Source organism: Pseudomonas helleri (genome assembly GCF_009600315.1).
Lineage (GTDB): Bacteria > Pseudomonadota > Gammaproteobacteria > Pseudomonadales > Pseudomonadaceae > Aquipseudomonas > Aquipseudomonas helleri_A.
In genome coordinates, this window is record NZ_WIWC01000045.1 from 12693 (window position 1) to 25122 (window position 12430).

Genomic DNA, 12430 nt, shown 5'->3' on the forward strand with positions numbered 1-12430 from the left:
ACTGAAACACTTTGCGGCTGCTCACTATCGAAGCAGCCCTCATGTGTTGTGCCGGGCTATTCGGCATTAACAATTCAAGTTGTTATCAGCTGGAGCGCTGTATGGGGATGTTCAAACGCAGTCACACCTCTGCGAAAGGTTTCGATTGGGCCGGGTTAGGCTGGCTGTTTCTGTTCTTCTGGTATTTTTCAGGCATCACCCAACTGCTTATCCAGCTGACAGGCACTTCAGGGTTTTCCGGCTTTCGCCAAGCGTTCGTCATAAGTGCCGTCTGGCTGGCTCCGATGCTGATGTTCCCCAAGTACACCCGCATAATGGCCGCCGTTATTGGCGTCGTGCTGTGGGCATGCTCCATGGCCAGCCTCGGTTACTTCTTCATTTATCAGCAAGAGTTCTCGCAGAGCGTCATCTTCATCATGTTCGAATCGAACATCTCTGAAGCGGGCGAGTACATGACGCAGTACTTCGCGTGGTGGATGGTTCTGGCATTTCTTGCGCATACCGCTTTTGCAATCTTCTTGTGGACCCGCCTGCGCCCGGTTTATATGCCCCGCCCGCAAGCCTGGGCCGCAGCCATCGCCCTACTGGTCGCGGTTGTGGGTTACCCGATCATCAAACAGACGATCAAGCACGACACGATGGCCGCGGCCATGGAAAGCTTCGAAAGCCGCGTCGAGCCGGCCGTTCCCTGGCAAATGGTTGTCGCCTATCGCCGTTATCTTGAGCAACTGGACAACATGCAAGGCATGCTGACCAAGGCCAGCAAGATCCCGCCCCTGACCAACCTCAAGGACAACGAAGCCGGCAAGCCCGCCACACTGGTGCTGGTGATTGGCGAATCCACTAATCGCCAGCGTATGAGCCTCTACGGCTACCCTCGAAAAACCACGCCCAACCTAGACAAATTGCGAGACCAGCTGGCTATTTTCGATAACGTAGTAACGCCCCGCCCCTACACCATCGAAGCGCTGCAACAAGTGCTCACCTTTGCAGACGAAGATAACCCTGACCTTTACCTCAGCACGCCGTCACTGGTCAGCGTCATGAAGCAAGCGGGTTACAAAACCTTCTGGGTGACCAACCAACAAACCATGACCAAGCGCAACACCATGCTCACCACGTTCTCGGAGCAGGCTGATGAACAGGTTTACCTGAACAACAACCGTAACCAGAACGCACGTCAATATGACGGTGATGTGATTGCCCCGTTCAACAAGATTCTGGCCGACTCCGCCCCACGCAAATTGATCGTGATCCACTTGCTGGGAACTCACATGAGCTACCAGTACCGCTACCCGCCGACCTTTGACACATTCACTGATCGCAAGGGCGTCCCTGCCGGGCTGACCGATGATCAGGTTCCGACCTATAACAGTTACGACAATGCCGTTTTGTATAACGACTTTGTGGTCTCTAGCTTGATCAATGACTTTGCCAAAACTGATCCAAATGGCTTTTTGTTGTACCTGTCCGACCACGGCGAAGACGTATTTGACTCAGTGGGCCACAAAACGCTGGGCCGTAATGAGGCCAAGCCGACAGCACCGATGTACACCATTCCCTTTATGGTTTGGGCCTCGCCAAAATGGCGTGAGGATCACGCGTGGAACTTCGCCAGCGATCTTGGCCGCCCTTACAGCAGCTCGCAGTTCATTCACACCTGGGCTGATCTGGCGGGCCTGACGGCTGATGAGCTGGACGACAAAAGGAGTCTGGTCAGCGATCAATTTGTCGCCCGCCCGCAATTGATTGGCAACCCTTACCAGCGTCCGCAAAAGGCCTTGATAGACTTCAGCCTGATCAAACCCAAGCACCCGGCTCCCACGGACGTGGCCAAGCAGTAAGGCGGTACCGCTGTGTCCGCTCAGTAACAGGAATTAGTCCTGTTTAGCTTGACCGGCTCCTTTGTCATTCATGTGAAGAAACTATAACTTCATAACAATGACCCGGGAGTCGGCAGCCATGTCAGTGCCCACTATCCGCAATGGATCAGAAGTACTACGAAGAAGTGGGATTTTATAAGGGGGTGATCTGGGGCGATCCGCGAAGACTGAGCGTGGCTGTTAAGTGGATGCTGTAAACACAGCACCCGCACGCTCAGTTCAGCAAGAAGCAGAGGCAAACTTACAAATACTTGTTCCAGAACAACATGCGCCCGTGTGCGGGATCGAGCTGCCCCTCACTAAAGCCGAATTTACGATAAGAGCCCTGAGCCACCGGATTGCCTTCCAGCACTTCAAGGGTGATCTTGCAACATCCGCGCTGTCGTGCAATTTCTTCAACCTTGCGCAGCATGTTCTGACTCAACCCCAAGCCACGATACGTGTTCACAACCGACACATCGTGCACGTTGACCAAAGGCTTGCCGGCAAAGGTCGAGAAGCCTTCAAAACAATTCACTAGTCCCGCGGCTTTGCCATCGACAAACGCCAATACGCTGAATGCATGCGGACGCTTGGCCAACTCCTCCGGCAAATGCTCCAGTACCTCCAGGGACAAGGCTTGCCCACCACCCATCGGATCTGTGGCGTAGTGATTCAGAACCTCTCTCAGGGCTTGGGCATGCGTTGGATTTGTATAGTCTGCTTGCACTACCACGACATTGGACATTGCACGTATTCCTCAACCACACGGGTCATTAGAGTCCCTTTCTGACAACGCCAGACATTAGCGCGAGCAAAGCTGCAGAAACAAGTAGCCGTTTTGACACGCACCCGAGATCAATCACTCAGACCACTTTCGTCAGCGTAGCGCTCCAATATTTCCCCCAATTGTTCCATCGCGCGATGCAATGAGTCGACGCACGCTGTAATAAGGGATGGATCTCCCAGCCTGCAAGCGGCTTCAAGCTGTTCACAACAGGCGGACAGCGTCTTGGATCGAATCATCCCGGCCATCCCTTTGACGCTGTGGGCTAACGTCATCAACCCCTCAAAGTCGTCGCTTACGTAAAGTTCAATCAGTCGGGTTAAGTCCCGTCGATTACTGGCAGTCAATTCAGCCAGCAGTTTTTTCACGACGGCATCACTTCCTAGGCTCAGTTGCTTTAGGTAACTCAGGTCTATTTCACCGGCAGGGTCTGGTATTGACGCTTCATCAACTTCGTCGGTTGAATACTCAGGTATCGCGCACGCCAGAGAAACGCCTAAATCCTTAAGGCTGATGGGCTTGAACAAGCACTGATCCATGCCTGCGTCGCGACAGCGTTCGACTTCTTCAGGTTGGGCATTAGCCGTAAAACCAAAAATAAGCGCCGGTTTAAGGCCGAACGTGCGCTCTTCGGTGCGTATTTTCCGTGCCAGCTCATAACCGTTCATGACCGGCATGTTGCAATCGGTGATAACCACATCGAATTCATCCGCGCGCCATCTACTCAAACCAACCGCACCATTTTCGGCGTCTGTCACACGGTGGCCCAGATAACTTAACTGCTGGGCCAATAAGAGCCGATTGGCCGGATAATCGTCCACGACCAAAATCGACAACGCCCGCGGGCTTCCCAATGAGTTTTGTTCATCAACATCGTCGGACTCTTCAGGCGCCAGCCGTGGTACCTCAAGCATGACCTCGACCTGAGTACCAACGCCCAGCGTGCTGCCAAGGCTCAACCGGCCGCCCATCATTTCGCAGAGAGTGCGACTGATGACCAACCCCAACCCCGAACCACTGCGCGCCGACTGTGTATTGTTACTGGCCTGAACAAACGGGCTGAACAACCGCTGTTGATCGTCTTGAGAAATGCCCATGCCGGTGTCTTCAACGCGCAAACAGATCGACACATTCGGCTCATCGGGGGCGCACGCCATGTCTACGCTGAGGCGCACTTCACCCGTGTCTGTGAACTTGATGGCATTGCTCAATAAGTTTGAAACGATTTGCTTGAAGCGCATGGGATCAATCAACACATCAGGCGCTGTCAATGTCGAACGCAGATCACACTCCAGACTCAGACGCTTTTGACGTGCCAGCCCATCAAACATCCGTACCACAGACTCAACAAGCGTTTGAACATTGGCGCGCTTGGGACTTAATGACAAATGCCCGGATTCAATGCGCGCAATGTCTAAAATATCGCCAATCAAATCCAGCAGCTCGCGGGCTGAGCTTGATGCCACTTCAATTGCAAAACGATCAACAACGCCTTCCTCGGCTTTTTTCATGGCCAACTCAAGCATGCCAATCACCGCATTCATCGGCGTACGGATCTCATGGCTCATGGTCGCCAGGAAGGTTGTTTTAGCCCGATTGGCCTCATCGGCGCTTTGTTTGGCGACTTGTAATTGATCCAGCAATTGCTGACGCTTTGCAATCGTTTGCCGCAAGTAGGCGATCCATCCCAAGGCCAATAGCAGCAGCGCTGCGGCAATGGCGAAGCCCTGAAGAATGGCGCTACGGTTACGCAGCCAATAACTCTGCTCTTGTGTGTCATCGCGCCATCGGTTGGTCAGCAAGCTCATTTCTTCTGGCGTAATACTGAGCAATGCCTTGTCCAGAATCGAGTTCAACTGCGGGGCATCGCGCGAGGTGGCAAAACCAATCTGCGCGGGCTGTGTACCCACGGTACTGGTGATGTGCAATTGCCCGTTAAAGCGACGAGAAATCATGTACCGCGCGCTGATCAGCGCATTGACTGCGGCGTCAGCCTCACCCTGCGCCACCATACTCATGGCTTGGGCCGCATTATCCGCCTCCAGCACTTGAATATTCGGATAGTGCTGGCGGATAAATTCCTGCAACACATTACCTTTGACCACTACCAGTCGCTGACCGGGCATGTCGTCCAGGGTCGCTGGACTGCCCGGGTGTTGGCGCGTGACCAGGACAAAAGGGGTGGTGAGATAGGGCCGGGTAAAGTGCAGACGGATTTCGCGATGACTACTGGGGGTAAAGGCACCTACCAGATCGGCTTCGGTGCTGCCTACCTGTTCAATCAAGTCCTCAACGGTGCCAGCTTTCACCGCATCAAATGTGATACCTGTCAGGACGCTGACTTTTTCCAGCACATCGGCACTGAGCCCCTTATAAGTACCTTGCTCGTCAAAAAACGATAACGGCAAATACTGATCATTAATTACCACGTTCAAACGCGGGTGCGCTTCGATCCAGCGGCGTTCATCGGCGCTAAGGTTCAGTTGTGCATGAGTACTGATGGGCGGTCCTTCTGAGCTCCAGCGACGCACAATCGTCATCCGTTCACTGGCGGGGATCGCCGCCAGAGCGTCATTGACTATGCGCAACAACTGCTTGTTGGTGCGGGTCAAGGCAAAGGAGAAGTGACTGACCTCAATGCGTGAAAAGTCAGCCAATTGCACGTTATTGAGGTAGTTCTTGGTAATCAGATAATTGGCGCTGAAAAAATCCCCTAAATAGGCATCAGCCTGACCGAACGCTACCGCGCCAATTGCACTTAATGTTGAGGAATACAGTTTCAAAGTGGCTTTTGGGTAAAAAGCCCTGACCGTTTTAGGCGGTAAATAGTGGTCAAGCATTGCCAATCGCTTACCTGCCAGATCAATCGGCAACATCTCCCGATTATTACTGCGTGTCACCAACGTGGGCGAATCATCCGCATAGGCGAGCGACAGTATCAATTTGGGGTCTTGCGCCTCAAACGCATTGGCGCTACTGAGCAAATCAAGCTCGCCACGCTTAAGCGCGTCCATTGCCAGTGGTCTGGAACCGTAGCGTCTGACCTCGATTTTGACCTGTAGCAACTCAGATAAAAGCCGGGCGTAATCAGCGGTCAATCCTTCAAAATCGTGCCCGTTCGCAGTCATGTCGAAGGGTGCGTAGTCGGGTGCGGATATCCCCAGATACAACACACCCTTTTGCCTCAGCCACTGCTTGTCCGCCGGTTCAAGTACCACACCATAGGCTTCAACAGTGGAACGCCCCAACAGTTGCAGGTTCTGCACCCATGTCTCAGCGAATGCGTTTTGCTGCCCCAACAAGAACAACAGCCCGAGTACTGCTTGTCGTGCGAGGGTGTTCAATTAAATCAAGTCGTTGCGTTTGGCAAAATCTGCCAAATAAACCACAGACTTCATATTCAGCTTTTCGATCAACCTGGCTTTGTAGGTGCTAATGGTTTTGCTGCTCAACGTCATGTCCTGCGCAATCTGTTTATTGCTTGAGCCTCGGGCCAACTGTTGCAGAATACTCAGCTCGCGAGCGGATAACCCCTCAATCATTTCCATGTCGGTCAAGGTGATGTCGCTGTTACGCACTGAACTGATAGCCAGATTGGGGAAGAAGGTATAGCCATCCATGATCAATTTCACGGCTCTGATCAACTCGCTGAGATCCTGCCCCTTGGTGACAAACCCGGCGGCCCCGGCTTTCATGCATCGTTGTGAATAAAACAACGGCGATTGAGAAGTCAGTACCAACACACGACTGGTGATCCCGCTCGCTTTGAGCCGACCGATAACTTGAAGTCCGTCCAGTCCGGGCATGGTGATGTCCAGCACAATCAGATCAGGTGCATGCTGTCGTGCCAATTGAATGGTATCAATGCCGTTAACCGCTTCAGCCACGACCCTGTAGCCCTGATTTTGCAGAAGCAATTTCACAGCAGACCGGATAAGGGAATGGTCATCAGCAATCAGTACGTTAAACATTTGAGCCTCTGCAATAAACCTGAACCACAGTGCGCGCCAGGCGTAGACATATCTTTTTGAATAGGTTTTTCCAACAAAAAACTGCAAATAGATATCTCAGGAGTGCCAACATAATTATAGGATATTTCCTACACTCAGCCCTTTTACACTCCCTACCGACCAATGGCAGCCTGCTGAAGTCCCGCTGAAATTTAGCCGCGAATAATCGCCATATGACTGCTGCACGCAAGTAGGGAATTATCTACAGAGGATGTAGGGAAATTCCTAAATAAACAGACGCCAGCATCAACGCCTGTTTATTTAGGAACAAAGAACCACTCTCAGGCTTCTACGGCCGATACATGGAGACTCATCATTGCCAGCCAAACCTGCGGATATAGAATCCTTTTACGGCTTGGGTCAGCGCCATGTAGGCCAACAAAATCATTGGTAAAAACACAAAGTACAACGGCGGTAGTGCCTGCAATTTGAAGTAGGAAGCCAACGGCCCCATCGGCAGAAAGATACCGACAGCCATGATCACGCCTGTCATGATCATCAGCGGCATGGCAGCGCGACTTTGCAGGAATGGAACTTTGGGGGTCCTGATCATATGTACGATCAGCGTCTGAGTGAGCAAACCCACAACGAACCAGCCTGACTGGAACAAGGTTTGGTGTTCCGGTGTGTTAGCGTGAAATACGTACCACATCAGGCCAAAGGTCAAAATATCGAAGATCGAACTGATTGGTCCAAAAAACAACATAAACCGTCCCACTTCCGCAGGCTGCCAGCGCTGCGGCTTTTTCAGCATTTCCTCATCGACGTTATCAAACGGAATGGCGATTTGAGACACGTCATACAGCAGGTTCTGCACCAACAGGTGCATCGGCAGCATCGGCAAAAATGGAATAAACGCACTGGCTACCAACACCGAGAACACGTTACCGAAGTTCGAACTGGCGGTCATTTTGATGTACTTGAGCATGTTGGCAAAGGTACGCCGCCCCTCCAGCACGCCCTCCTCCAGCACCATCAAGCTTTTTTCCAGGAGGATAATATCAGCAGCCTCTTTGGCAATATCCACCGCACTGTCGACTGAAATTCCGATATCTGCGGTACGTAACGCTGGCGCATCGTTAATACCGTCGCCCATAAACCCGACTACATGACCATTGGCTTTGAGCAGCCGCACAATGCGTTCCTTATGGGTCGGCGTGAGTTTGGCAAACACGTTGGTGGTTTCCACCGCCAGCGCCAATTCGCCATCGCTCATGCGCTCAATGTCGTTACCCATTAACAAACCCTGTTGCGCCAGCCCCACCTCGCGGCAGATTTTTGCAGTGACCAGCTCGTTATCGCCCGTCAATACCTTGACCGCCACACCGTGCTCCGCTAATGCCTTTAACGCCGGGGCAGTACTTTCCTTTGGCGGGTCCAGAAACGCCACATAGCCAATCAATGTCAGCTCCTGCTCATCCGCCAGGCTGTAGGTATCACGCCCGGCCGCCATCGTCCGTGCAGCGACGCCGACCACGCGCAAACCTTCTTCGTTGAAAGCCGCTGTGACCTGGCGAATACGGGCGAGCAATTCGTCGGTCAGGACTTCTTGCGACTCACCATGACGAACGTGTTGGCACACTGACAACACTTCTTCGACTGCGCCTTTGCAGATCAACAGGTGCGGCTGATCGTTCTGGGCCACTACCACCGACATCCGCCGACGAGTGAAGTCGAACGGGATTTCATCCACCTTCTGGAACGCCGTCCCCACCTTCAATTCGCGATGGACTTCAACGTGCTCCAGCACGGCTACGTCCAGCAAATTCTTCAAGCCGGTCTGGTAGTAACTATTGAGATAGGCCATTTCCAGCACGTCATCAGACTCTTGCCCCCAAACGTCCACATGACGGGCGAGAAAAATCTTGTCCTGCGTCAGCGTGCCGGTCTTATCCGTGCACAACACATCCATCGCACCGAAGTTCTGAATGGCATCCAGGCGTTTGACAATGACTTTTTTACGCGACAGAAACACCGCCCCCTTGGCCAGGGTCGAGGTCACAATCATCGGCAGCATTTCCGGGGTCAGGCCCACCGCCACCGACAAGGCAAACAGCAGTGCTTCAGTCCAGTCACCCTTGGTAAAACCATTGATAAACAACACCAGCGGCGCCATTACAAACATGAAGCGAATCAGCAGCCAGCTGACTTTATTGACCCCGGTCTGGAACGAGGTAGGCCCACGGTCTGTCGCCCCCACCCGCTGTGCCAACGCGCCGAAATAGGTGCTGTTGCCGGTGGTCAGCACCACCGCTGTTGCGGCACCGGACACCACGTTGGTGCCCATAAAAAGAATATTGTCCAACTCCAGCGCGCTGGTGGCTTGAGCGTTGCTCTGGTGCGCAAACTTCTCTACCGGCATTGACTCACCGGTCATGGCGGCCTGGCTGACAAACAGGTCTTTTGCGCTCAGCACTCTGCAATCGGCAGGAATCATATCCCCCGCCGACAGCACGATAAGATCGCCCGGCACCAGTTGCTTGATTGGCAGTTCAATGCGCTGCGCACCTTTGATGCTCAGCGAAGCCCCATAAAATTTGCCAAAAATGGGTGCTGCATCGGCACTGAAGTCTCGTCGCATCGCCGTCGCAGTGTTGCTCACCATCGCCTTGAGCGCATCGGCGGCCTTGTTTGACTTGGCCTCTTGCCAGAATCGCAACACGGTGGACAACACCACCATCGTGCCGATAACGACCGCTGCCTGAACATCATCGGTGGCCAGTGATACGGCGGCCAGCAACGTCAGCAACAAGTTGAACGGGTTTTTATAGCAGTGCCACAGATGGACCCAACGGCTGAGGGGCTGTTCGTGCTCCACCTCGTTAAACCCATGCTGTTGGCGCAATGCATCCGCTTCGGCCTCACTCAAACCATCGGTATGAGTGCCCAGTGTGTCGATCAACACCGCACTGTCGCTGTTGGCGGCGGCCACCAGCGTGTGGGCCAAGGAAGGCGGTACTTCTCGGCTGACGGTGGTATCCGTCAGGCTGTCCAGCAAGGCGAGGCGTCGGAAGTGCCGGGCGATATGGCGGTTACGCAGAAAGCCTGCGAAAAATTCTTTCAGGGTGAGTTTCATGATGCTTCTCCTGCGCCGCCCGCGCTCACCCTTGCGGGAGCTACGCAGGCGGCCTTAATCTTGTGCCGTCATTCATGGTGATCAGTCTCGTGTGCGAGCCGGCAGGCCGCGGTCAATGGGGCAATCGCACGCAACCCGGCAAGGCAGGCCGATGTAGGCGGCGGCGAATCAGCTTAAAAGTGTGGACCATAGTCATTCCCCTGACGATTTGCGTCAGCGATGTTCCACGGCAGGTACAGTCGAGCACTGGCCCAAATGCCATTGAGGCAAGGCACAGGTCTGCGCTCTGTTGCGATCACGCCCTTTAAAAGGTGCAATCACACAGTCTGAGTATTGATGAGAGGACTTCGTAGGTCGGGCCATCAGTGACCCGATCAGGATGCCGCTTCTCGCTGTTCAGCAAGAAAACGACAGGGGAATCTGCGCGTTAGCTTGCCGAGATGATGCCGGTTGTCAGAACCGGCCCACTACTGTCACTCGAACTGGTACCCACTGAGGGACTCCGCTATTGATGAAAACGTCAGCAGCTTACGCCCGGGATTACAGGGAGTAAACCGTAGAATGACGCAGGCTTGAGGATTCAGAAATGGCTTCAGGAAAGGTTCAGTTTCACCCCATGAATACCAAGAAACGCGGCATTCATGGGGGCGCGGGCTGGTTCAGCCAACATTGGCCAGGGCACGATCAGCCATTTCCAGAAGCTTGCTGCGACTTTTCTCACAGGCATACAACGATGCAGAAATTTCCTCGGCACGAATCGGCAACACGGACAGCAGTGTGTCACTCAGGCCATGGCTTGCCTGACTGAAACCTTGCATGTAAATACCGGCCTTGCAGCGCGGATCGGTCACAACGCGGTAATCGCGATCCACCTCAAAGTCACCCAGGTATTCAGCCAGCGGGGCCAACAGATGACGGTGCATTTGCCGTTCGTAGCCCGTAGCCAGAATCACCGCGTCATAGTGCTGCTCGGCCAGCTCGCCATTAGCGGTATTGCGCAACATCAACTTGATGCCCTGCCCGTCTGCCACTGCATTGTCAATGCGGGTCAGGCTACGGAACGTATGGCGGGCTATTCCCGACACTTTCTGACGGTAGAGAATGCCGTAAATACGCTCAATCAGATCAATGTCGACCACCGAATAGTTGGTGCTCTGATACTCATTGATCAGACGTTCACGTTCTAGCGTGTCCTGTGCGAAGACCAGGTCGGTGAACTCCGGTGAGAACACTTCATTCACAAACGGGCTGTCATCAGCGGGTTTAAGCGCCGAGCCACGCAGGATCAAATCCACCTGAGCGGATGGAAAGCTGTCATTCAAATCAATGAACGCTTCCGCAGCACTCTGCCCGCCGCCAATGATAGCGATACGCATGGGCTTACCGCTCACACACGGTTGCTGGGCCATGCGCTCCAGGTATTGCGAGTGATGGAACACTCGGCTGTCATCTTTGAACGCTTTGAACGGCGCAGGAATACGCGGCGTGCCACCGGCACTGACGACCACGGAGCGTGTAGTACGAACGTGCTGCACCCCTTGGGTGTCGCGGGAAATCACCCGCAGAGCTTCAACCTGTTGCTGATGCAGCACCGGTTCAATGGCCAGCACTTCTTCGCCGTAACGGCTCTGCGCTTCAAAGTGCGAGGCCACCCAGCGCAGGTAGTCGTTGAACTCCATACGGCACGGATAAAACGTCCCCAAGTTGATGAAATCAACCAGACGCCCGTGGGCTTTCAGGTAATTGACGAATGAATACGGACTGGTCGGATTGCGCAGCGTGACCAGATCCTTGAGAAAGGAGATCTGTAATTCACTTTGCGTGACCAATGTATTGCCGTGCCAGCGGTAGTCAGCCTGCTTGTCCAAAAACAGCACATCCAACGGCCCTTCGATTTGTCCGCGCTCTTCCAGGGCGATGGCCAAAGCCAGATTGGAAGGCCCAAAACCAATGCCGATCAGATCATGGACGACGCCCGACGCGATTGCCTGTGTCATTTTCAGTGTCCTCTGGATTGCCCCTCAACAGAGGGAAGAAAAAGCCCATGACACGACCGCGCTATAGCAGAGCAGCCGATCACCTGTTGAGTAGGAACGAGGCTACAGAAATGAAATTTAGGCGTTGTCCCACAGCCGAATACGATTTCGGCAATGCTTCATGGCATTAACGATGTGCTTCTCAACCACACTGCGCGAAACCCCAAGGCGCTCAGCAATTTCGGGATGGGATAAGCCTTCCAGCTTGCGCAGCAAAAAACTTTCGCGACACACCACAGGCAGCTCAGCCAGTGCCCGCTGAACCATTTCAAGGCGTTGACCATGATCCATCGAAGCGTGCGGCGAAGGGCTGAAAAAACGCTCATCCGAATCCAGCACCTCCAGAGGCTCCACTTGGCGCAACGTATTGCGCCGGTGCCCGTCGATCACCAGGTTCAAGGCCGTGCGGTACAGAAAAGCACGAGGCTGCTCAATCGGGTCATCGGCGCAGCGCTCAAGCACTCGCACATACGCGTCATGCACCACATCTTCGGCTGCATGAGCATTGCCCATCCTGGCGCTTAACACGCTGACCAGTTCGCGATAGTAGTTTTCCAACATGACTCCTGGCCGCAATAACTGCGGCAACTTTCCATGAGCGCTGAAACATGGCCAATTGGCATAGCGGCATGATGATGGCACTTTTGACGATGTAATTT

General features: G+C 53.7%; 7 protein-coding genes. 1 reads left to right on the plus strand and 6 read right to left on the minus strand.

What is annotated here, in order from left to right; translation table 11 throughout:
• The first annotated feature begins 101 nt into the window (after nt 1-101).
• Nucleotides 102-1844, plus strand: a complete 1743-nt coding sequence (locus GHN86_RS20055; protein ID WP_153382221.1) for a phosphoethanolamine transferase CptA — start codon at nt 102-104, stop codon at nt 1842-1844.
• Between the two features lie 280 nt (nt 1845-2124).
• On the opposite strand, the gene GHN86_RS20060 is transcribed toward GHN86_RS20055, so the two are convergent.
• From GHN86_RS20060 to GHN86_RS20085, 6 genes are all read right to left on the minus strand, one after another.
• Nucleotides 2125-2610 (minus strand): GNAT family N-acetyltransferase, encoded by a 486-nt coding sequence (locus GHN86_RS20060; RefSeq protein WP_153382223.1) that lies wholly within the window; start codon nt 2608-2610, stop codon nt 2125-2127.
• Between the two features lie 110 nt (nt 2611-2720).
• Nucleotides 2721-5993 carry a transporter substrate-binding domain-containing protein gene (locus GHN86_RS20065; RefSeq protein ID WP_153387186.1) on the minus strand — a complete coding sequence of 1091 codons (3273 nt, stop codon included), beginning with the start codon at nt 5991-5993 and terminating at the stop codon, nt 2721-2723.
• Complete coding sequence (locus GHN86_RS20070) at nt 5994-6620, minus strand: response regulator transcription factor (RefSeq protein WP_153382227.1); 627 nt, start codon at nt 6618-6620, stop codon at nt 5994-5996.
• Nucleotides 6621-6972: 352 nt separating this feature from the next.
• Complete coding sequence (gene mgtA / locus GHN86_RS20075; protein WP_153387188.1) at nt 6973-9735, minus strand: magnesium-translocating P-type ATPase; 2763 nt, start codon at nt 9733-9735, stop codon at nt 6973-6975.
• Nucleotides 9736-10394: 659 nt separating this feature from the next.
• Nucleotides 10395-11732 carry a lysine N(6)-hydroxylase/L-ornithine N(5)-oxygenase family protein gene (locus GHN86_RS20080; RefSeq protein ID WP_153382231.1) on the minus strand — a complete coding sequence of 446 codons (1338 nt, stop codon included), beginning with the start codon at nt 11730-11732 and terminating at the stop codon, nt 10395-10397.
• Nucleotides 11733-11849: 117 nt separating this feature from the next.
• Entirely contained in the window at nt 11850-12332 is a 483-nt protein-coding gene (locus tag GHN86_RS20085) for a sigma-70 family RNA polymerase sigma factor (protein ID WP_323369537.1), read from the minus strand.
• Between the last annotated feature and the right edge of the window lie 98 nt (nt 12333-12430).

Coding starts and splice junctions, on each gene's coding strand:
- GHN86_RS20055 (WP_153382221.1), top strand. CDS start 102: ATGGGGATGTTCAAACGCAGTCACACCTCTGCGAAAGGTTTCGATTGG.
- GHN86_RS20060 (WP_153382223.1), bottom strand. CDS start 2,610: ATGTCCAATGTCGTGGTAGTGCAAGCAGACTATACAAATCCAACGCAT.
- GHN86_RS20070 (WP_153382227.1), bottom strand. CDS start 6,620: ATGTTTAACGTACTGATTGCTGATGACCATTCCCTTATCCGGTCTGCT.
- mgtA (WP_153387188.1), bottom strand. CDS start 9,735: ATGAAACTCACCCTGAAAGAATTTTTCGCAGGCTTTCTGCGTAACCGC.
- GHN86_RS20080 (WP_153382231.1), bottom strand. CDS start 11,732: ATGACACAGGCAATCGCGTCGGGCGTCGTCCATGATCTGATCGGCATT.
- GHN86_RS20085 (WP_323369537.1), bottom strand. CDS start 12,332: ATGTTGGAAAACTACTATCGCGAACTGGTCAGCGTGTTAAGCGCCAGG.